The following is a 22608-nucleotide window of genomic DNA, read 5'->3' as shown; positions in this document are numbered from 1 at the left end:
ATGACCATTAAAGAAAATTTTAAATTTTTAAGCATGAAATATAAATTAAACCGAGTACTCCTAATTATGGTTGGGTTAATTTTCTTCCAATGCACAACCACTTCAGATGATTTCATTATTTCTAGAGAAGTTACCACCTCTATTTTTATTGGCTCGAACGAACCCGAATATGTACAACTTGCCGCAAAAGATTTGATTGACGACATTGAGCTGATTACCGGCATTACCTTAAAAACGGTGACTTCGATGGAAGAATGCAATGGTAATTGCATCGTAATTGGTACTGTAGGCGATTCGGACATAAGGAATATGGTCGACATCAATAAAATTTCCGCCTTGGAAGGGGCTTGGGAGAAGTATGTTATATTTTCTTCAAAAAAAGGGGGGAATAACCGGCTAAACATTATTGGCAGTAACCCTCGGGGCACAATGTTTGGGATATATTACTTTTTGGAAAAGGAATTGGGTGTAGATCCATTGAAGTATTGGACAGGCTATGAACCAGTAAAAAAAGAGAAAATTATTTTGCAGACAATTGACTACACTAGCGTTGAGCCTGATTTTAAGTTTCGTGGCTGGTTTATAAATGATGAAGACCTTTTGACCGAATTCAAAGAAAGTGGAGGTATCCGAAAAATTGACTATCCATACTATGGTCAAGTCACAAACCCCGAGCTAATTAAGGAGGTTGCGAAAGCAGCAGTTCGGTTACGTTACAATTTGATCATTCCCGCTAGTTTTTTGGACATAAGAAATCCTGCCGAAGAGCGCCTTATAAAAGAAGTATCTAAACGAGGGCTATTTATTTCTATGCACCATATTGAACCGGTCGGAGTGAGTGCCTTTGGCTATCAGAATTATTGGAAGGAAAAAGAAGAAAACCCCTTGTTTAGTTTTTATAGTGAAAAGGAAAAGTTAATCGAAACTTGGACCGAGTATGCCAAACGCTGGGCCAAATACCCTGATGTTATTTGGCAGATTGGATTAAGAGGGATTGCAGATAGGCCTATGTGGATGGCAGATCCTGGAGTACCACAATCCGACGAAGAGAGGGCTGCAATTATTTCCGATGCCATGAAGGTTCAAAAGGAAATCATCATGAATGTTACAGGTAATCAAAATCCTTTGATGTCTACTACACTGTGGGCCGAAGGAGCCTTTTTTCATCAGGAAGGGCTCTTAAAGATTCCGGATAATGTAATGATAATTTTTGCTGATAATTCTCCGGGTTATGTCTGGCAATCTGACTTTTATGATACAGAGCGTTCGGAAAATAATAAATATGGGATTTACTACCACTACCAATTATGGGGAGCGGGCCCGCATTTGGCACAGGCGATTCCACCATCTAAACCTTTTCAGTTATTTAAAGAGGCAATGGATCGAAATACAAACGAGTATGCCATTTTAAATGTTTCCAACATTCGAGAGTTTCCTTTGGCGTTACAGACTTCTTCTGACATGTTTTGGAATATGGATTCATTCGAACCTTCGGAAGCGCTAAAAGCATGGTGTGCCAATAGATTTTCAGATGCTCCTGAAGAAACCTATGCGGCATATAGTCAATATTTTGATAGTTATCAAAAAGTTGGAAATAAGCAGATACCTGGTTTTTTGGATGGTCAGCAGCGGATTAAGGGACTCAGTATATTGGGCCAATTAAATGAATTACTAGTGGATGGCCATGCCCAAAGAGAGAAACATACAAAGCAGACGAAAAGTATAAAAGTTAAAGATGCTTTTCACCTTAGTCTGTCGGATACAAACCCCGCTGGAGGACTTCCATTAGAGGAAAGTTTGGAAAAGGTGAACTTACAACTTGCCGGCTTTGTAAAAGCGAAATCTTTAGCAGTATCGGCAGATTCGAAATTGGCGGGTATGGAAAAGGATTTCTTTGAAAGTAATCTAATTGGACAGATGGATATAGTAATTGGTCTTGGCCAATGGCTAGAAAACTGTATTTATGCCAAACAGGCTGCCGATAACAGAGACTGGGAGATAACTAGACAACATTTACAAACAGCTTTAAATGCCTTCGAAGTAATAGATTCTGGAAAACAAAAGGCCTCAAAAGGCAAATGGAAGAACTGGTACCGAGGTGATAAAAAGATGAACATAAACGCTTTGAAAGAACGGACCAAAGAGGTGTTGAAAAGCGTGGGAGAGAAAATGTAAATTATATATGATTGGAAAAGAAAAAATAACGCCAGGATGACAAGACAGCATTTTCCTAAAAAGAACTATTATAAAGTTATTATGACCCTTTTGATGATTGGTGTTTTATTTCTAAGTATGGGTGTATCCACAATACCGCCTGAAACCGTAATCGTACCGAATTTTGCCAAAGAATATCCCCGTGCTCAAGATTTTCAAGTTACCGCCGCGGGGAAGGAATTACCTGTTTTGGAAGGTACGATTGCCGCTATGTCGTATGCTATTATCAAGGGTAAATGTACGGTTACTGTCGTAAGGGATAAATCCTTTAAAAAAGTCGTCGTTCGCCCATTGAGTGCCGGAATTAAACCTAAAATTATTGGAAATAAGGTCATTTTCTCTATCCCAAAAGCGATGAATCTCAGTATTGAATTTGACGATGATATAAAAAGGCCACTTTTTTTGTTTACTAGTCCCGAACGTGAAAATGTCCCTAGCAAAGACGACCCCAATGTACGCTATTACGAAGCGGGTAAGATTTACGACGCCCGTGAAATTAGGCTATACGATAACGAAACCCTGTATTTGGAGCCTGGTGCAATTGTACAAGGCTATGTTACGGCTGATAATGTGAATAATATCAGAATATTGGGGAGTGGCATCTTGGATCAATCGACCCGGAAAACCCTAAAGGTGAATTCCATACTACTTACAGAGTGCAAGAATGTACTAATCCAAGATGTTCAAATTCACGATGCCTGGGGATGGACATTGCACCCGCGAGGATGCGATAATGTTGTCATTGATAATCATAAACAGACCGGATGGCGTGCCAACTGCGATGGTATTGATATAGAGGCCAGTCATAATGTCGAAGTTAAAAATTGCTTTATTCGGAGTTCGGACGATTGTATAGCTGTAAAAAGCAAACAGCCGGACATTGTGCGAAGACGGGGTAGCCCGAAAGTCGATAATGTCTTGATTGAGAAAACCGTTTTATGGAACGCTATCGGCGGGAATGCCCTGGAGGTCGGGTTTGAGTTAAAGGGAGATTTCGTTCAGAACATAACTTTTCGCGATTGTGATGTCATTCGGGTCGAACGGGGAGCCGCATTGAGCATTCACAATGCGGAAAACACCACTGTGAAAAATGTAACTTTTGAAAATGTGCGTGTGGAAGATGCCCGCGACGAACTCATCGATTTGTATATAGGATTATCAATTTATAGTATGGACATTCCTACTAAATATTCAAGGCGTTTCGGTTTTAATATTCCTGATTCACTTCAAGATCGTGATGCCAATGATAATAAAAAACAATGGCTTTACCTACCACAAAGTGAAAGGGCTTCATACTCAAAAAACCGTGGTCATATCAAAAATGTTGTTTTTAAGGATATCAAAGTAGCTTCGGAAAGAGTAATACCTTCTCTAATAAAAGGATGGGACGCTGATTTTAGTGTCGATGGAGTAGTTATTGAAAATTTGACTTTTGGGGGAAATCGCATGCGAAGTTTTGAGGAGGCCAAAATTGCTATTGAGAATGCCACAAATACAGTTATAAAATGAAGTTTTCGGGCTCAAAACGACGGCCACAAAAGGAACTATAGCGTTTCAGTATTATTTACGTTGCAATGTCTATTCTATAAGCCAATGTCTTACCCCTCCATGATGAGAACAGGCCCCTCTACCAGTAGCGTATGATCTTGAGCCGTCATTACAAATTGCGCCGACTCTTCTTCGGTATTTTTTCGTTTGTACTTTTTCGGGAAGAGTTATTGGAGAAGAACGATTTACATTGTCTTTGACTTTACGGTTAATATTCTTTTTGGAGTAAGGACTTATTGCTTTTGCTTTATTTGAAGAATTAGTTTGCGTACCTATTTTATTAGGACCGCTGTTAGAGATTACGAGTTCACTCTTTTTGGTTTCATTTTTTGTTTGAACTTTTTTGTAATACACAACTTCTGAGTAATCTACAGAATTGCCAGCATTTAATTCAGCAATAAGGAAATCAAGATCGGCCAGGGAATCTTGGTAAACACGCATTATTTTTTGAATATTTTCTCTCTTGACCTCTAATATTCTGATTTCAGATGATTGTGCACAAACCAGTTGTACACCCCAAATGAATATTAGAATAGTGATTTTGAATAAATTTAACATCGTGTCTTGGCACCAAATAATTGTTATTTAGTCACGGCAAAGAAGGTATAAAAGCAGGGGAGTCTTTATAAATTCAAAATTGTAAGAAAGGAGAGACTAAAAATAGTGAAAACAACTAGAATTTAGTTGTTTTTTTACGATTGTTCACAAACAATAGGTTAATAGGATTCGGTAAAGCACAGAATTTGATCACTGGTTTTTACTCACTAAAAACAGAATTATCTTAATACCGGAAATTCTGTATTTGAAATTAAAGTATACTTTGCCAAATGTGCGTTATTCATTATTGTTTTGGTATTATTTTGATGCCATATTTGTGCATAACTCTAAAAATTAGGGGAACATTAAGTGATTAATTTCAAATATGGGATTTCCCATATTTAGATTTCCCTTTGATTTTTATAAGAATTAAAGGCAATTTATTAGTCTGGTATTTGTGATTCTCGGCATGAAAATATCTTCCTTCTATCTTTCTTTTTTGTAAGGATTTGGAAATGGAGGTTTACAAATGGACCGAAAGCATTTACTTGTATGCTTCAAAAACCATGATTTTCAAGTTGGGAAGGATTTATTCTTAAAGCTTCAATCTATTTTAGGTTCTTAGGGTGAATTTGTCATGGAAATAGACTGCCTGGCCAGGCTATTTTCTACTGATGATGAACTTCAGCACAGCAATTTCTTTTTTAATAGCTTTTATGTCTCCTTTTGTAGCCGGTAATGTATCGGGTGCCAAAAGCTTTTTCAGGCCATAGACCGATGCATCTGCGATTAGGTTTCCGGCAACCGCATTTTTTATGTCAGGTACATTCATACTTCGCTCATTAAAGGGCTTCTCGAATTCACCGACCTTCTTGTCAAGTGAGGCAATCTGACTGTTTACCGTTTCAGAAGGTACGGGTTGTTGCTCGTTTCCCCGTGCTTTATAATGACCGGAGACATACTTATAGCCATTTCTTTTATAGCTGGCCATTGTTTTACAACTTGAGCAGCAATACACGTGATTTTTTCTTCGTGCAGTGAAAGATAGGTGGCAATGCTTACAATATTTTTCCATTTTTAGTAAATTTTAGGAGGGAAATAGGTTAAATTAAACCTTATTTAACCTTTTATCTTCGAAAGCTCTTTCCTTCGAAAACTATGATATTAAACATTTCGAAAATTCTATCATAGACCCGGCTACCATGTCTTTCGCCAATATTTGCCAGTGCCGCTGGAATATCTTTATAATAACCCTCTTTGTAATTTATAGTGATGTGTGTCATTTTTCGCTGCGTATAACGTTCTTCCAATATATCCTTCATAATGTCAACTTTGCCAAAATTGCTTGCCACATGTTCTGAAGTCAATTCATCAAAAAGAATAGTTCCTTGGGTCATATCCTCCATGAAATATTTTTTATCATGGACCGTTTCGCAACTTTCATAATTGTTCGTTATCTGATTGGTACTATATATTTGGAACGCAGGGAACTTGGCGGTTTTAAGGCATTTTTCCGACATCTCCATGTAGTCGGTTTTTCCGATGTAATTGGAGTGGGGAACAATTCTCAAATGGAAGTCATTTCGGGTTGGAATAACACCTCACAGGGATTTTATCTAAGCGGTGATGGAAACGGTAATTTTAGAGCTCTTCGAGGAGATAAAACTGGTTTTTTCATCGAAGGGGAAACCAGAGCTTTAACAAGTTGGTTGACCGATAGAAATAGGTTTCTAATTGCTTCAGTGAATTCGGATAGTCCGCGTGCTTTTAAGTCCGACTTGGATTCAGAAGTATCGCGATTCCCACTAAAACCTAATGATGTTTGGGGGAACATTTACTATAACAACGGCGCTAAAAGTAAATTTGAGCGCTATCTGGGTCAGGGATATCTTTCCCAATCATCTAGTGACCTGTTAATTGCTCCTTCTATGGATTCTGTCGTTATTTATAATCGGGCGGGCAATTCGAGAAGTATAAACCTACACAATCAATAGCATTGGCCCGATATCTTGAAGTGTCAAGAGAGCCCATAGGCTTGTGTCCGAAAAGACTCCTTTACCCCCAATGTTTCGTGTTGCGCAATTTTAGGTGGTTTCGTTATATCGCCGAACATTCTTCAAAAACCAGTATTTTCAAACGCTAAAATCACCTCGGATTTCCTTTGAAGGTACCCGCTCCTCTACTTTGGGCAAAACCCAAAAAGAAATACCATGGAAGAAAAAGAGAACGTGGTACGGTTGTTCTCCGAGATCAAGGGGGCTGCTCGGCCACAATAAAAAGTAATGAACCCCGACGACCTTGTCGCCTACACTTGGCTGTCAAAGAGATTTACAAACTCACGCATTTAAAGCTTATCCCGATGGGGAACAATCCCTATATCTGATAAAAATTCTTCGATAAGGAGACCTTCGATGCCTGGCTGTTGTGAAAATCCGACCTTTCTGAGGAGACCTCGGAACATAGGTGCAACGAACAGCTGATGAAGAAACGGAGGTAATCGAAAGTCCATTGGCATAAGAACTACGGAAAGAAATTTATAAGGCATCTAGATAACGAGATCAATCTATCTGAACACGGAGGTGAACTGATCCGCGAAGACCCCGTTTTTGGAGACACACAGTTTTACCGAAAACAGAAGGGAATGTTACATGTCCTAACAGTATGGGCTCAAGGCACTTTGGGGTCCCATCATTAGTGACCAAGAAGTTGTGGATAAAGGCAATACCGAAAGCAACAAGCACGAAATTATCCGATGCTATTCTAAGGGGACGTTCCTGTTCGATGTTCTAGCAGCGAAACTGTAGGGAATCTTGTTTGGCAATTAAATTATTTAAGCTTTCAGCAAAGCTTGTTTTATATATAGGATTATTGACACAAATACTTTCTGCAAAGTATAGCTTCAAATGTAGTTTATCCATCGATAACTAATTATACTTTAACATATTGATGTATTTTTTATACATTTATCATCTATAATGGTTTTAAATTGCATAATTAATTATAATGTCCACGGAAAAATCCTATACTAACGAATTGCTTGTTACGCAATTTAAAAACGGTAATAAAAAGGCGTTTCAGAAGCTTTTTGAGCAGTATTGGGAATCAATGTTTGTACAAGCTAAAGCTATACTTTCCGATGGAGACATAGCCAAAGATATCGTTCAGGAAATTTGGGTCGAACTATGGAGAAGCAAAGAAAATAAGGTAATTGTAAATTTCGAGGCATATATTTTTAAAGCGGTCAGGTATGGGTGTTTTAAGTATTTAAGAGATAATAAATTCAATGCCGTGCAGCTTTATGTTATCGATTCATTACAGTTAACCAACCCTGATGTTGAAAATCAACATGACCTAGAGGAGACTCAGATCGCTATAACCAATTCTTTAAAAGAATTGTCCCCTAGGTGTCAACAAATTTTTCGATTAAGCCGAATTGAAGACAATAGCAATGAAGAAATTGCCTTACACTTGGGCATATCAAAACGGTCGGTTGAAAATCAAGTTTCCTTGGCATTAAAAGCTATTAGGGAAAACTTGGGAATTCTACAAAACGTACTTCTCATCACTTTTTTTTTTAATTAGCTTTTATAGAATACCGGCAACACATCCATTTCAAACTGTAAAGCCCCGCCTTTCTTAGGCACAAATCTCACAATAATCGTTAAAGTAATGTTAAATAGTCAAATTTGGTGTGTGTTGCATGCTTGATTTGGTTCATCTAGTTATAGAGGAGAAACTATGCGCGAACAGGAATTCCGGAAATTATTGGATAAGTATCTAAATGGCTCTATATCCGAGGAAGAAAAAAGAATTCTCGACAAATTTAGCGAGAATATGATTTCAATAAATGATAGGCCACATTTTATAGATGAATCGAATAAAATTGAAATTAAGGAATCTTTGTGGGATGATATTAAGACTAAAAGTATCTTAAATAAGAAAAGACCCGGAATCTGGAGGTTAGCTGCTGCGAGTGCAGCTATATTTATTGGAATAATGATTTTGGGATATCACTACATCTATAATGCAAGTACAACTTCGCTAGATATCATTCCTGAGAATGCCATCATCTTGGAACTTGAAGACGGAAGGCTTGAAATTATTGAAGAAAATGGTTCTGTGCAAGTGACCGACAAGACGGGCGCCGTACTTGGTCAACAAAAAGGAAATCGATTGGAGTACTCGAAAACTGGCAATGCAGAGGAACTCGTTTTTAATACGCTGACAATACCTTTCGGCAAAAAATTTGAATTAAAACTTTCTGACGGCTCGAAAGCTTTTCTTAACTCTGGTTCTTCCATAAAATATCCAGTAAAATTTTTAGAGGGTCAAGAAAGAAGTGTTTTTATTTCGGGCGAGGCCTATCTCAATGTTGCAAAAGATTCAGCACACCCCTTTGTTGTAAATGCCGGTAAATTGAATGTTCGTGTTTTAGGCACAGCATTCAACGTTTCTGCTTATCCAGAAGATGAAACGACAGAAGTCGTGCTTGTCGAGGGCTCAGTTAGTCTTTCAAGTGAATTGGAAAACGAGGGCAATCCAAATGTGGTATTATTAGAACCGGGGTTTAAAGGTAGTTTAGATAAAAATGACATGGCTATTACTAAAAATCAAGTCATTACGGCGATGTATACTTCTTGGATGGATGGAAAGTTGATATTCCGGGATATGACTTTTGAAAACATTGTCAAAAGACTTGAAAGACATTATAATATTTCAATTATAAATAAGAATAAAGCGCTGTCAGCTAAGAAATTCAATGCTAATTTTGGAGATGAACCGATTGAAAAAGTACTCGCAGAACTCAAATCGAATTATGGCATTCGGTTTGAAATAATTGATGATAGTCAAGTCATAATTGAATGAAAAACGAATTGCTAACTATTAAAATAGATGTCAATGAAATAAAAATTCAACAACAAACAGAATACTAAAAACTAATCGCTTATTGCCATTCGTCGCAATAGACAAAAAACCGGAAAATGCTCGAACATTTCCCGATTTGGTACTAGTGATTAAAGTAAAAATAACCACATTTTAACACCCTAAAAGTATGAAAAAACTTCTTAATTGTAAAAGAAGGCGGTATCCTTTACTCTCCTATGATTTAAAAATGAAATTAAGTACGCTGTTTATCTTGGTCACATTTTTTACCCTACAAGCCAATGATAGCTATGCACAACGTGCGAGAATTACTTTGAACCTCCATAATGTTTCTGTTGGCCAACTATTAGATGAGATTGAAAGCACAACTGAATTTGAATTTGTTTATAAAATCGAAGATGTAGATTTGAAACGAACCGTTTCTATTAATGTAACGAAAGAAGGGATTTCTAAAATTTTAAACGACATTTTTGCAAATACCGAGACAACATTCAACTTAAATAAACGACGTGTTTACTTAGTTAGTCGAAAATCTTCTCCGTCCATAAAAAACAAAAAAATAGATAGTACTATTCCCGCTCAACAAAGTTCAGTTAATGGAGTCATAACTGATTCCGACGGGGTTCCCCTACCTGGGGCAAATATTATCGAAAAAGGCACTACTAATGGTACACAGGCTGATTTTGATGGTAATTTTTCTATTTCCGTACAAGATGAAAATGCCGTTTTAGTAGTTTCCTATATTGGTTTTGCAACTAAAGAGGTAAGTCTTATCGGTCAAACGTCCATATCAGTGATTTTGGAAGAAAGTACAGCCGGGTTAGAAGAGGTTGTTGTTGTTGGGTACGGAACTCAGAAGAAAGTGAATCTCACGGGCGCTGTTTCTCAAATATCTTCAGAAACGCTCGAAGATCGACCCATTACAAACTTAGGTCAGGGTTTACAAGGAATTATACCTAACCTTAATATAAACTTAAACAGCGGTGCACCCGGTCGAGGTGCTACTTTCAATATCAGGGGTACTACTTCTATTAACGGCGGAGAGCCCTTAATATTGGTAGATGGTGTTGAAATGGATGTGAATTTGATTAACCCCGAAGATATCGAAACCGTATCGGTACTTAAAGATGCCGCTTCATCGGCTATTTATGGAGCTCGTGCTGCTTATGGTGTCATCTTGATTACGACCAAATTGGGTCAAAAGTCTGGCAAACCGACTATTTCTTTTAGTACCAATGTGTCTCTCAATAAACCCACCGACCGTCCTGAGTATATGAACTCCATGGAATATGCCAATTGGATGAATGCGGCTAATACCACTACAAATGGTTCCAATTATTTTGATGATGAAACAATGGGGCATATTGAAGCCTATTATAACAATCCAGAACAAAATGAAGAGGTATTCCATCATTCAGTTGATCCGTCCAATTTATGGAGGTATAATGGAAATACTGATTGGACGGACGTAATGTTGAAAGATAGCTACCCCATTAACAATTATAACCTAAGTATAAGTGGTGGTGGTGATAAAGTTAGCTATTATACATCTCTAGGGCTTTTACATCAAAAAGGTTTGATGAAATGGTTCGATGAAGATTATAAGAGGATAAATATCCTTCAGAACGTCAAGTATAAAATCAATTCTTGGTTAGAGGTTGGAATGAAAGCTACTTTCAATATTGCCGATCAGAATGATATTCCAGACAATAAACGCGGAAGTTTTTCAAATGCTGACAACCTATATATGGCACAAGATTCAAGGCCTATTATGCCAGTGTACCACCCAGACGGAAATTTTGCCGGATACTCTGGAAATGGGTATTTTACAAATATGCCAGCTTTTTTGAGTCAGGGTGGAAATAGAGAATATAAGACGAATGACGCTTGGGTAACTGGTAGCTTGCGTTTGACACCTATAGAAGGGTTGTCAATCAATATGAATTATACCTACAATTATTTCAATAAAACCAAGGTGCACGACCTGAAAGAGTATTGGGATTATGATGCCGATGGTCCAGCAGTTTTATTTCCGCATACTACTCCCAATTGGGTTAGAAAAGATGAGGAAGGCAATCGCTATTCTGCGCTCAATATTTATAGTGATTATGAAAAAGAATTTGGGTCGCATTATTTTAAAGCGATGATTGGCTTCAATCAAGAAGAAAAACAATTTGATTCTTTTTGGGTTAGAAGAGCTGATTTAATTAGTAATGATATCCCTTATATTAGCACAGCTTCAGGAGAATGGGCCGGAGGTGATTCAGGTAATGAACTAGCTATTCGAGGAGGATTTTTTCGATTCAATTACTCTTTTGACGACAAATATCTTTTAGAGGTCAATGGTAGATATGATGGTTCTTCGAGATTCCCTAGCGAAGATAGGTTTCGTTTCTTTCCATCATTTTCAGCTGGTTGGCGTGTTTCTAATGAGAGTTTCTGGAGTGAATTGAAAAACACCGTGAATGAATTTAAAATTCGCGGCTCTTACGGAAGTCTGGGTAATCAATCTGCGCTTGACGGAAATTACTATCCCTACATTGCCACTTATGGTACAGGGCAGGTGAATTATTTGCTGAATGGCGAAAAACCGGTCACGGTATATGCCCCTGGGTTGGTGAGTCCGTCATTGACTTGGGAAACGGTGAATCAATTGGATTTTGGTTTAGATTTTTCAATGTTAAAAAATCGACTTTCAGGAACTTTCGATTGGTACCAACGCGATACGAAAGATATGTTGACCAAATCTAAAACTCAACCAGCTGTTCTTGGTACTGGTGAGCCACAGACAAATGCCGCAGATTTAAGTACGAAAGGTTGGGAACTCTTTTTATCATGGAAAGACCAGATAGGAGAAGAACTTACTTACGGTGTTAATTTTACATTTTCCGATTACGTTTCGGAAATTAAGAAATATGACAACCCCAACGGTGTTTTGGCTGATTATTATGTCGGACAAAAATTGGGGGAAATATGGGGTTTTGAAACAGAGGGTTTATTTCAATCTGATCAAGAAGCTCAGAACTATGATCAATCGGAAGTTGTGAGTCATGCCCCTTTGGCAGGTGATTTGAAATTTAAAGATTTAGATGGGATACCAGGAATCACTAGGGGTTCACAGACACTTAATGACCACGGAGACCTTAAGGTAATTGGCAATAGCACACCAAGGTATTCCTATGGGATTCAACTTAATTCTCAATGGAGAAATTTCGATTTTAGTCTTTTCTTACAAGGTGTCGGTAAGCGAGATTTCTATCCGGGAAATACTTTTTTCTATGCCCACTATTCTTCACAATGGTCGGTTCCCCAAAAATTTAATACAGATTACTGGACTCAAAATAATACAGATGCATATTTCCCAAGGCCTCGTCTAAACGGCAATGAAATTGGCATAGCTCAAAGTAGGTACTTGCAAAATGGATCTTATTTACGTGGAAAATTGGTGTCCGTTGGGTATAATTTTCCCAAGACATGGTTAGAGAAAATATTTGTAGAGCGTTTGCGTATTTACTACTCTGGTCAAAATTTGTTCGAGTTCACAAAGGTGGAAAGCATTTTTGATCCGGAATCAAATCGCGTCAACATGTATCCTTTGAATAGAACCCATTCTTTTGGGTTAGATATCTCTTTTTAAGTCCAACCATGAAAAAAACACAGATGAAAACCTTAACTAGAATAATTTACATACTGACTTTTATAAGCCTTAATACTTCATGTAACAATGATTTTATGGACAGGTATCCACCTGATAAGATTAATGAGGCTAATTATTGGAAAACCTTGGGGGATCTAGAGACTTATTCAAATCAATTTTATACGGATCTTTCGACCTCTGGTAACTGGCAGGCAGATAATATGACCGATAACCAAGGTCCGGCCAATCGAAACGCTTTCGTTTGGAATGAATATGTAATTCCTTCTACCGGTGGTGGATGGGGCAAGGACGATTGGGCTACAATACGAAGTTGTAATTTTTTTCTCACACACTTTCAGACCGTTGAGGGCGATACCGAACTTATTAATACCTATGTTGGTGAAGTTAGATTCTTTAGAGCTTGGAACTATTATGGAAAGGTCAGGCAATTTGGAGATGTACCCTGGATAGATGAGGAACTCAATGTCGACTCTGAAGAATTGAATATATCGCGTACTTCACGTAAGGTGGTGGTGGATTCAATCGTAGCGGACCTAGATTTTGCTATTAACACCTTACCAGAAACCTCTGGTGAAAATCGGTTGACCAAATATGCTGCTCTTGCATTGAAATCTCGCATTTGTTTATATGAAGGAACATGGCAAAAATATCATGGTTTAGGTGATTTCGAAGGTTTATTGCGAAAATCTGCTGAAGCTTCATCAGAAATCATTGACTCAGGCAATTTTGAAATTTACAATACGGGTAACCCAGATGAGGACTACTATAACCTTTTTATAATAGATGAACTTTCTGGTAATAGTGAGGCGATAATGATCAAGCAGTATTCTGAAAATTTATTGATGTCAAATCGAGTTAGACAACTTGGTGAATCGGGCAGTGGGTTTACTAAGGATTTTGCATTGACTTATCTAAGCAATGATGGGCTTCCCATAGCGGTTAGTACTGAATACCGAGGCGATAATGCAAATGACTATATGCAAGAATTTGAAAACCGGGACCCTCGTATGAAACAATCTATTTACACCCCTGATCAGCCATACCATATCACCAGTGATGGTGAGGTACAATATCAAGAGGCACCACAGTTTGATAATGGGTTATGTTTTACAGGTTATAGGATATACAAACAATTTTCTCCGACGCAGCGTGATTTTGAATATCAGCGATGTACTATCGACGAATTTATATTCCGTTATGGAGAGATCTTGCTTAATTATGCTGAGGCTAAGGCCGAGCTAGGTGAAATAGATCAGTCGGATTTGGATATTAGTATTAACAAATTGAGAGCGCGCGTCAATATGCCTTCTATGACTTTAGATGTTGGGTTCGTTGATCCCGATTGGCCGAATTGGGAGGTTCCGGTATCAGCATTGATCAATGAAATTCGACGTGAACGTCGTGTAGAACTGGCTGCCGAAGGGTTCCGGTTTGATGATTTAATGCGATGGAAAGCGGGTAAACTTTTGGAAGAACCTAATTCATTTCTTGGTGCCCTTGATGCTGAAACAGAAGAATACCGGGTTTTATATCCAGGTTTAACCAGAACGTGGGATGATAAACTCTATCTCTATCCTGTCCCCATACAGGAAATCACGTTGAACCCAAATCTGACGCAAAATCCAGGTTGGTCAGAATGATATAAGAACTGCCTCTCATAAGTGAAATGAGAACTATACTTACTCTGTTCTTTTACGGCTTATGGGAGGAATATATTAAAAAATGGATATGAAAATACTCAGATACTCACTTTTTGCACTTATTGGCCTACCCTTCTTTTTACAGGGACAATCAAGACTGATTCTTCCCACCCAGTCCCAAGTAGAATGGGCTGATGCAGAGGTCGGTGCACTGTTTCACCTCGATGTACAAGTGTTCGAGCCCGATTACGAATGGCGCAAGACCAGGGACTATCAACCTGATCCGTCGGTATTCAATCCCGGGAAACTCGACACCGACCAATGGATTCGTTCGGCTAAAGCAGCAGGGGCTACCTATGCCGTGTTAGTTGCCAAACATTGTAGCGGTTTTAGCCTTTGGCCGACCAAAGCCCATGAATACAGCGTGAAAAATTCACCATGGAAAAACGGGCAGGGAGATATCGTAAAAGATTTTATTGCGTCATGTAAGAAATATGATGTGAAGCCCGGCTTGTACGCCAGTGCTTCCGCCAATGCTTATTTTCACGTTGATAATCCGGGATTGGTTTTGTCCGGTGATCCTGAGGAGCAAAAAAGATACAATGAAGTAGTGAAGACCCAGCTCACGGAATTATGGAGCGAATACGGGGAATTATTTGAAATTTGGTTTGACGGCGGCGTTCTGCCTCCCGAAAAAGGAGGGATAGAAATGCTTTCCCTTGTAGAAAAATACCAACCAGATGCAATTGCTTTTCAAGGGCCCTTCGGGTTCGAGAACAATATCCGTTGGGTCGGAAATGAAGACGGTGTGGCCCCTTATCCCTGTTGGGCTACTGCAGATTCTACAACCACAGCGACCGGTATGGTCCAGATCAAAGGATTGAACGGTGATCCATCTGGCAAATATTGGTGTCCGGGCGAGGCCGATTTCGCTTTGCGTAAACATGCTTTTCAGGGAGGCTGGTTTTGGCATGAGGGAGAAGAGAATACCATCCGTAGTTTAGATGATTTGATGGATAGGTATGTTCAAACTGTAGGTCGCAACACTAATATGTTGTTAGGAATCGTAATTGATGACCAGGGGTTGGTGCCAGAGGCCGATTTTGAAAGACTTGAGGAGTTTGGGAACGAAATGAAAAAACAATTTTCTAAAACATTGGGCCAAACGCAGGGGACAGGGAATCTTTTTCAAATTGACTTTAAGGGGCCTAAAAGAGTTAGACATGTGATAATCCAAGAAGACATTTCCAAAGGTGAAAGGGTTCGTGAATATAAGCTCTACGGGAAAGAAGATGGGAAATGGAAATTAGTAAACACAGGAAGTTCAATTGGGCACAAACGTATTGAAGTTTTAAATGACGAAAATTTTTCAGCTATAAAGTTCGAGATAGTGAAGTCTGAAGGGAATCCAATAATAAGAAATTTGGAATGTTATTAAAATTGGTGATCAAGACATTGAAATACCAAAATAGAAATAGGGTTTCGAAGTTTTTTTTTCGGATTTCAATTTTATTAATTTTCACGAATTATAGTCATTCGCAAGAAAGGCCCATTGGTGTTGCTTCCAACGAAAATACGGCCATTGTTCCTGTCCCTAAACTAGAAAATGATAGTTACGATTGGTGGGCTCGTCATGCTGAAGCCCTGCGCATTAAAGATTCTATAAATCCTGAAATTGTTTTAATAGGTAATTCGATTACCCACTTTTGGGGAGGGCTGCCACAATTAAAATATGCTGACGGAAGATTACGCGACCCCAATGGTCCCAAATCATGGAATTCAGTTTTTGGTAATCATCGGGTTTTAAACCTCGGATTTGGCTGGGATCGTACACAAAATGTGCTTTGGCGTTTGAACCATGGAGAGCTAGATGGGCTAAGTCCACGTTTAGTCATTATTCATATCGGCACTAACAATACCAGTGAAACTTTGAATGCACGAAAAAATACAGCTCCTGAAATTGTTGAGGGAATAGCGGAGATTTGTAAACAGGTAGGAATCAAAGTGCCTGGCGCAAAAATAATTTTAATGGCCGTAATGCCCAGGGAGCAATTCCCAGATCATCCCCGGCGTAAATTGATCGATGAAACTAACCATCTACTTAAGATTTATGCCGATGAACGTAATATTACCATTGTTGACATTAGTTCCAAAATGCTTGACAGTAAAGGTCTTTTGCCTAAAGATATAGCTGGTGATTTTTGTCATCCAACTGATAAGGGTTATCAGATTTGGGCAGAAGAGATCCGTTCTTTTATTAGGCAACCATGAATTATTATACAAGGTTAGTTCTTAAAATTTAGGGAATCGGTCTACGGCAGGGCTTTGTATACTAAAGTGCTTAATAAGATGTGTAAATCTTGAATACCTAAAAATCGAATAAAAAAATGAAGACCTATATATTGACAAAGGATGATTTTTATATGAAAACAACACATCTTTTGAAGTATTTCATACTGGCCATACTTTGCCCCTATGTTACATTGGCGCAAAACCAATCAAAGTTATTTGCGAATGACATTTGCCTGCCTAGCAAGCTCTATATGCTTTCAGGTACGCAGAATGACATATTTGTTGAGCCGTTGATGAAACGCTGGAGACCTTATAACGATGTGGTAAGGTTTTCAGGTACCTCTGAATATTCGAGGCGGTTACAACGCGTCGCCAGTATTACCGATCCCAAACATAAATCAACGGTTATCTTGGAATTGGTAAATCAAGATGAATTCAAAACGGTCAAGACGATTACTTCAACAATTGAAGTGGGCCAGGCAGGGGTTGGCAAGGATACGGTAGTCGTATCAATCATTGGGGACAGTTTTACCAATGGGGCTTTTTTTCGGGATGCCTTGCTTGACAAAGGATATGTTCCAAAAATCAAGATGATAGGTCTTCGTTCGGTTGTCGATGCTCCCGGACAGTTCGATGAAGGCCGTGGAGGATGGACGTTGAAAAGTTACTTTAATGTGACAAACCAACGAACACAGGCCTATAATGGGTTTTGGCAACCAGAGGGAAAATATAGATACTGGGGAGCAACCGCGTTTTGGAACTTAGTCAAAGAAATTTCTTCAGACCCAGAGCAGGAGTGGAGTTTCGGAGAGAAATATAATGCCAGCAGATATCATACGCATGCAGACCTTTTCGATATTACAACCGGCTATAAACTAAAACCTGCCAAAAATGACGTGATGTATGACAATGCTTTGGAAAGTTACATGCTATATAATGGTTCAAAATGGAAGAAAGTAACATATGAAAATTTTGTTTGGGATTTTGACTACAGTAAATACCTTTCCATGTGGGGTTTAAAAAGCCCAACAATTTTAGCCGAATTTCTGGGGCTGAACGATTTTAGAAATGCATCAGACCCTTCCTCCATTGATTTTTCCGAATGGAATGTAAAAATGGAGAAAGTAATAGCCTCATATCGGAAAGCCGTTCCATCGGGCAAGTTCGTTTTAATGATTCCATCTACTAGCTGTGGGATATTGGATAATATGGCAGGTGATTTTACTACAAAGCAAAATGCGTGCATGTGGGAGCTTCGAAGAAATATCATTGAAAAGTTTGATAATAGAACAGATGAAAATATCCACATTGTGGATGGCGGGATAGCCATAGACAATTTAAATGGCACATGGTTTCGAAAAGATTCAACCTTTATAATGCCTTATACAGGGTATAAAGGTGATGAACGAATAGCGGTTCAATATGGAAATCCACACCCATACCCAAATTATCCGACCATGGGAGTTTCACTGGCTGCATTTATTCAATATTATCGTAAACCATAATCCTAGATTTTGCAAAATGATATTTTGTACATGCGCATTTACACTTTCTGAATATGAAAAATAACTTCAAAAAACGGGGTACAATCTAATACATATAATTCCATGAAACGGTATCTTGTAAAATTAGGAATCTGTTTGTTCATTACGATTCAATTTTCATTTTTCTTAAATAGTCAAAAGCTAAAAATTGCCTGTGTAGGTAACAGTATAACCTATGGCGCCAAAATCGAAAACCGTGAGGTGAACAGCTATCCGGCGCAACTGGGGTCAATACTGGGTGATGGATATGATGTTCAAAATTTTGGGGTCAGTGGCACAACTTTATTACGCAAAGGCAATCTGCCCTACTGGAAAACGGATGCCTATCAAAAGGCACTGGATTCAAGTCCCGATTGGGTATTTATTAAGTTGGGCACCAACGACACCAAACCTGTCAACAGGGTCTTTTTGGACGAATATGTGCAAGATTACAAGGATCTGATCACATCTTTTAAAGGGTTGCCGAGCAAACCGCGGGTCGTTTTACTTTTGCCTGTCCCCGTCTTTTCTAACGATACTACGGGTATAACGGGTCAGATAGTCCGTGAAAAGCTACTTCCTATGATAAGGAAAATAGCCTATGAAACGAACAGCGAGATATTAAACCTCTATAATTTAATGATCGAATCGCCAGAGCTGTTCCCAGACAAGGTCCATCCCTCGGCGGCAGGTGCAAAGGTCATTGCTAGAAGGATAAGTGAACTGGTTAAAATGAAATCCGTTGAACCGATCGATTTTTCCAGCTATTTGCCAAAGGATTCGAGCACTTTCAATTTTCACGGTTTTCAGGGGCATGATTTTAAATTCATGAATCGCGATGCCAAAATTGTCGAGCCGAAACATATGGCTGTCGGCAAACCCTGGGTTTGGCGAGCCCGCTTTTGGGGCCTTGAGCCCCAGACGGACATCGCTTTGCTGGAAAGAGGTTTCCATATAGTTTATTGTGATGTTGCTGAAATGTTCGGTAATGATAAGGCATTGTCCATTTGGGATGATTTTTATCAGCTTCTTACGCGGGCCGGTCTGTCGACTAAATCGGTCATGGAAGGGATGAGCCGTGGAGGTGTTTATATTTATCGATGGGCGGCAAAATATCCGGAAAGGGTTTCTGGAATTTATGCCGATGCACCTATGTTGGACCTTAAATTGTATTCGAAAGGCACAGAACATAATTTTCCCGAAAAATGGGCTTCTTTTAAAAAGGAATTTAACTTCAATACAGAAGAAGCCCTTGCCTTTAAAGGAAACCCACTAGATTTAACTGCGAAAATTGCCAAAGGTGGATATCCCATGTTGCATGTGGTCGGTGATGCAGATGAAGTGGTTCCCGTTTCGGATCATACTGCATTGTTCGAACAAAAAATAAAGGAAGCGGGAGGGTTCATCAATGTTATCCATAAACCAGGAATCGCGCATCACCCGCATAGCCTTCAAGATCCCAAGCCCATCGTAGATTTTGTCTTACGGGCGACCGATTATCGGGTGACCCAGCGTATGATACCGCTGCCGTCAGGTCCTCAAGCACATTGGCAAAAGAACGAAAGGCTCATGTTCATCCATTTCGCACCGAATACTTGGACGGGACTTAGCCAAGATGATAACTCCCTTCCGATGAACAGGATCGACCCTTCCAAACTTGACACCGATCAGTGGTGCAAGGTGGCTAAATCTTGGGGAGCAACAATGATTGTCTTTGTAGCCAAGCATTCGGGAGGATTTTGTTGGTGGCAGACCAATACTACTGATTACAGTGTTAAAAATATTCCTTGGAAAGATGGGAAGGGCGATCTGCTTGAAGAACTTTCCCGCTCAAGTGACAAGTATGGGCTGGAGCTTGGGGTATATATTTATCCCGGGGATAAAACTTGGGGTGCCGGTCTTGGTAGCGGTGGTCGCACAGAAGATCCTGATAAGCAGGAAGCCTATAATAAAGTGTTCCGAAAACAACTGACCGAGGTCTTGTCAAAGTACAAACCAATGAAAGAAGTTTGGTTCGATGGAAGTTGTGTGATAGATATCGCCGATATTCTTGAAGAATATGCCAGTGATGCCGTAATTTTTCAGGGTCCCCAAGCAACCATCCGTTGGGTTGGCAACGAAAGGGGAATCGCTCCATACCCCAATTGGTATACCCTTGACAACATGGATCTGGCCACTGGGCAAGCGACGGCATTGTCGTCCGATCCCGAAGGTGAAGCTTACGCTCCGGTCGAGGTTGATGTACCTCTTTTGATGGACCAAAAATCACACAAATGGTTCTGGGCACCAAACACGGACAATATTTTATTGAGTGAAACCGGTTTAATGGATATTTACAAAAAATCGGTGGGGCGGGGTAGTACATTATTATTGAACGCTACCCCTGATACGACCGGGTTGATTCCACAATCACATGCGAAACGCTATGAAGCTTTTGGAAAGGAAATTGCCCGCAGATTCGATAAACCGATAGCATCTGTTTCGGGAGAGGGAAATGTACTGGAAATAGACCTTAAAAAAACGGCGGATATTAATTCTGTCATAGTTCAAGAAGACATATTGAAAGGTCAGCGCATACGGGAATTTGCTATCGAGGGCTATGCGAACGGTCTTTGGAAAACTATAAAGGAAGGAACATCGGTCGGTAGTAAACGAATCGAGGAATTTCCCCCTGTAAACGTATCAAAAGTAAGGCTCCGAATTACTGATGCCATTGCTACGCCTTCTATTGTCAATTTTGCTATTTTTAATTTTGAAAAATTATCCGAGGGTATAAAACGAGAATTGGACAATGAGGCAGTAACCTTAGGTGGATGGGATAACCGGACTTATACCAATGAATGGGAAGAGCTGAGTATCGACTTAACACCGTACCTGATAAATAAAGTAGGGCAATTCGAGTTGAATTTCCGCTATATTACCCATGACCGAGGATATGAAAAAAAGGAATCGGGTGGATATGGCCTTGCTTTTAAGGATTGGAAAATTGAAATTAACGATGTTCCCAATTCGGAAGCCATACAGAGGAAAGGTGAGAGAATATTTTTGATCAACAATTCACAACATTTTACGGATGCGGAGGAAGTGAAGGTTGAGTTCAAAACACAGATTCGCTCCAAACCGGGAGGTTCGGTTGGAACAATTGAGCTAAAGATGATTGACTTTGAATAGAGGTGGGAGGGCATTCATCCAAAAGATATGCAAGAATTCGTACAACGTTGATCATTGGCATAACTTGCCTGTGGTAAAAATTGGTCCATTGAGCAGCCACTAAAAACCAATAAAGGGGGAAGATAATTGCAACGTTTCGGTGGGCACAGCCGATTGTATATCAAAATTTATAGGCCGTTTATTAAAAAAATATCAAAATCTAAATAAAACATTTTATGAAAAGCTGGAGATTCAATTTTTATGTGTTGTTATTCCTTTTAACTTTTGTCCAACCTACGGAAGCCTTTAGTGGTAATAATTATAAAAAAGTAGCCGACACCGTTCGAATATTGACCATCGGCAATAGCTTTGCCGACAATGCTACTAAGTATTTACAGCAAATTGCAGCATCAGTAAAAGGGTGTGAAATTCGCATTGGCAAAGCCAATATCGGGGGGTGTTACCTTGAAAAACACGCAGACCTGATCAAGCAATGTGAACAAGACCCATTGCGCAAACCTTATAATGGCAAGTCTTTAAAAGACTGGTTGATGGCCGATGATTGGGATATTGTAACCATTCAACAGGTGAGCCATCTTAGTTTTAAGTCCGAATCGTACCAGCCCTTTGCCGATGAAATTCGTGAACACATAAATAAGTATGCGCCCAAGGCCAAAATATTTATACACGAAACCTGGGCGTACGCACCCGATTGTTCCCGCTTAAAGGGGTTTGGGATTACCGCAGATCAAATGTATATGGGACTAAAAGAGAATTATAAAGTGCTTTCTGAACGATATAATGCCCCCATTTTGCCTTCAGGAGATGCCTTTTACCATTCTTTCAAGAAAAGGGAAGCTCTTGATTTATGGAGTTCAAAGGATCGGTTTCACGCTAGTAGCAACGGGTGCTACTTGGCGGGCAGTGTTTGGTTTAAGGAATTGTTTGGAAAATCGCCCAAGAGAATAAAGTACCGACCGGATGAAATGTCAGCTAAAACGGCCCGATTTTTAAGAAGGATGGCCTCGAAATAGGTTTATGTTTCTATGGGAAGAAGAAGGTTCAAACAATCAATTTATGCAAAGACGGAATTTTTTAAAGAAGGTACAGGTGGGCGGACTGGGGCTCTATATGGTGCCCAACGTTGCCTTGGGCTCCACGT

General features: G+C 39.4%; 15 protein-coding genes. 12 read left to right on the top strand and 3 right to left on the bottom strand.

All coding sequences use genetic code 11. The features are described 5' to 3' along the window. The first annotated feature begins 33 nt into the window (after positions 1 to 33). Positions 34 to 2175 (top strand): glycosyl hydrolase 115 family protein, encoded by a 2142-nt coding sequence (locus AACZ88_RS12480; RefSeq protein WP_339710706.1) that lies wholly within the window; start codon positions 34 to 36, stop codon positions 2173 to 2175. Between the two features lie 36 nt (positions 2176 to 2211). Continuing rightward, positions 2212 to 3723 (top strand): glycosyl hydrolase family 28 protein, encoded by a 1512-nt coding sequence (locus tag AACZ88_RS12475; RefSeq protein ID WP_339710703.1) that lies wholly within the window; start codon positions 2212 to 2214, stop codon positions 3721 to 3723. A 69-nt stretch (positions 3724 to 3792) separates the two neighbouring features. Here AACZ88_RS12475 and AACZ88_RS12470 read toward each other — a convergent pair whose 3' ends face one another. From AACZ88_RS12470 to AACZ88_RS12460, 3 genes are all read right to left on the bottom strand, one after another. Further along, positions 3793 to 4320, bottom strand: a complete 528-nt coding sequence (locus AACZ88_RS12470) for a hypothetical protein (protein ID WP_339710701.1) — start codon at positions 4318 to 4320, stop codon at positions 3793 to 3795. A 640-nt stretch (positions 4321 to 4960) separates the two neighbouring features. Further along, positions 4961 to 5290, bottom strand: coding sequence for a hypothetical protein (locus AACZ88_RS12465; protein ID WP_339710699.1), 330 nt, complete (start codon positions 5288 to 5290; stop codon positions 4961 to 4963). Positions 5291 to 5426: 136 nt separating this feature from the next. Further along, positions 5427 to 5705, bottom strand: coding sequence for a hypothetical protein (locus AACZ88_RS12460; RefSeq protein ID WP_339710696.1), 279 nt, complete (start codon positions 5703 to 5705; stop codon positions 5427 to 5429). A 15-nt stretch (positions 5706 to 5720) separates the two neighbouring features. On the opposite strand from AACZ88_RS12460, the gene AACZ88_RS12455 reads away from it, so the two are divergent. From AACZ88_RS12455 to AACZ88_RS12410, 10 genes are all read left to right on the top strand, one after another. Further along, a complete protein-coding gene (locus AACZ88_RS12455; RefSeq protein WP_339710693.1) occupies positions 5721 to 6293 on the top strand; it encodes a hypothetical protein in 573 nt (190 codons plus the stop codon). A 1009-nt stretch (positions 6294 to 7302) separates the two neighbouring features. After that, positions 7303 to 7881 carry a sigma-70 family RNA polymerase sigma factor gene (locus AACZ88_RS12450; RefSeq protein WP_339710690.1) on the top strand — a complete coding sequence of 193 codons (579 nt, stop codon included), beginning with the start codon at positions 7303 to 7305 and terminating at the stop codon, positions 7879 to 7881. Between the two features lie 156 nt (positions 7882 to 8037). Next, positions 8038 to 9165, top strand: coding sequence for a FecR domain-containing protein (locus AACZ88_RS12445; RefSeq protein ID WP_339710687.1), 1128 nt, complete (start codon positions 8038 to 8040; stop codon positions 9163 to 9165). Positions 9166 to 9352: 187 nt separating this feature from the next. Further along, complete coding sequence (locus AACZ88_RS12440) at positions 9353 to 12820, top strand: TonB-dependent receptor (protein WP_339710685.1); 3468 nt, start codon at positions 9353 to 9355, stop codon at positions 12818 to 12820. A gap of 23 nt (positions 12821 to 12843) precedes the next feature. Continuing rightward, positions 12844 to 14481 (top strand): RagB/SusD family nutrient uptake outer membrane protein, encoded by a 1638-nt coding sequence (locus tag AACZ88_RS12435; RefSeq protein WP_339710682.1) that lies wholly within the window; start codon positions 12844 to 12846, stop codon positions 14479 to 14481. Positions 14482 to 14569: 88 nt separating this feature from the next. Then, positions 14570 to 15919, top strand: coding sequence for an alpha-L-fucosidase (locus AACZ88_RS12430; protein WP_339710679.1), 1350 nt, complete (start codon positions 14570 to 14572; stop codon positions 15917 to 15919). Continuing rightward, complete coding sequence (locus tag AACZ88_RS12425) at positions 15910 to 16752, top strand: GDSL-type esterase/lipase family protein (protein WP_339710676.1); 843 nt, start codon at positions 15910 to 15912, stop codon at positions 16750 to 16752. Before AACZ88_RS12430 ends, AACZ88_RS12425 begins: the two co-directional genes overlap by 10 nt. Positions 16753 to 16868: 116 nt before the next feature. After that, a complete protein-coding gene (locus tag AACZ88_RS12420; RefSeq protein WP_339710673.1) occupies positions 16869 to 18278 on the top strand; it encodes a hypothetical protein in 1410 nt (469 codons plus the stop codon). Between the two features lie 102 nt (positions 18279 to 18380). Next, positions 18381 to 21467, top strand: a complete 3087-nt coding sequence (locus AACZ88_RS12415) for an alpha-L-fucosidase (protein ID WP_339710670.1) — start codon at positions 18381 to 18383, stop codon at positions 21465 to 21467. A 215-nt stretch (positions 21468 to 21682) separates the two neighbouring features. After that, entirely contained in the window at positions 21683 to 22480 is a 798-nt protein-coding gene (locus AACZ88_RS12410) for a DUF4886 domain-containing protein (protein WP_339710667.1), read from the top strand. The last annotated feature ends 128 nt before the right edge of the window (positions 22481 to 22608 follow it).

The sequence above is a fragment of the uncultured Kriegella sp. genome, assembly GCF_963975415.1.
GTDB lineage: Bacteria > Bacteroidota > Bacteroidia > Flavobacteriales > Flavobacteriaceae > Kriegella.
This window is presented reverse-complemented; position numbering and strand designations above follow the sequence as displayed.

What these genes read in the sequence shown, in the direction of transcription:
- AACZ88_RS12460 (WP_339710696.1), bottom strand. Translation starts at nt 5,705, where the DNA reads ATGGAGGATATGACCCAAGGAACTATTCTTTTTGATGAATTGACTTCA.
- AACZ88_RS12470 (WP_339710701.1), bottom strand. Translation starts at nt 4,320, where the DNA reads ATGTTAAATTTATTCAAAATCACTATTCTAATATTCATTTGGGGTGTA.
- AACZ88_RS12445 (WP_339710687.1), top strand. Translation starts at nt 8,038, where the DNA reads ATGCGCGAACAGGAATTCCGGAAATTATTGGATAAGTATCTAAATGGC.
- AACZ88_RS12430 (WP_339710679.1), top strand. Translation starts at nt 14,570, where the DNA reads ATGAAAATACTCAGATACTCACTTTTTGCACTTATTGGCCTACCCTTC.
- AACZ88_RS12420 (WP_339710673.1), top strand. Translation starts at nt 16,869, where the DNA reads ATGAAGACCTATATATTGACAAAGGATGATTTTTATATGAAAACAACA.
- AACZ88_RS12415 (WP_339710670.1), top strand. Translation starts at nt 18,381, where the DNA reads ATGAAACGGTATCTTGTAAAATTAGGAATCTGTTTGTTCATTACGATT.
- AACZ88_RS12475 (WP_339710703.1), top strand. Translation starts at nt 2,212, where the DNA reads ATGACAAGACAGCATTTTCCTAAAAAGAACTATTATAAAGTTATTATG.
- AACZ88_RS12450 (WP_339710690.1), top strand. Translation starts at nt 7,303, where the DNA reads ATGTCCACGGAAAAATCCTATACTAACGAATTGCTTGTTACGCAATTT.
- AACZ88_RS12455 (WP_339710693.1), top strand. Translation starts at nt 5,721, where the DNA reads ATGGACCGTTTCGCAACTTTCATAATTGTTCGTTATCTGATTGGTACT.
- AACZ88_RS12465 (WP_339710699.1), bottom strand. Translation starts at nt 5,290, where the DNA reads ATGGCCAGCTATAAAAGAAATGGCTATAAGTATGTCTCCGGTCATTAT.
- AACZ88_RS12480 (WP_339710706.1), top strand. Translation starts at nt 34, where the DNA reads ATGAAATATAAATTAAACCGAGTACTCCTAATTATGGTTGGGTTAATT.
- AACZ88_RS12440 (WP_339710685.1), top strand. Translation starts at nt 9,353, where the DNA reads ATGAAAAAACTTCTTAATTGTAAAAGAAGGCGGTATCCTTTACTCTCC.
- AACZ88_RS12435 (WP_339710682.1), top strand. Translation starts at nt 12,844, where the DNA reads ATGAAAACCTTAACTAGAATAATTTACATACTGACTTTTATAAGCCTT.
- AACZ88_RS12410 (WP_339710667.1), top strand. Translation starts at nt 21,683, where the DNA reads ATGAAAAGCTGGAGATTCAATTTTTATGTGTTGTTATTCCTTTTAACT.
- AACZ88_RS12425 (WP_339710676.1), top strand. Translation starts at nt 15,910, where the DNA reads ATGTTATTAAAATTGGTGATCAAGACATTGAAATACCAAAATAGAAAT.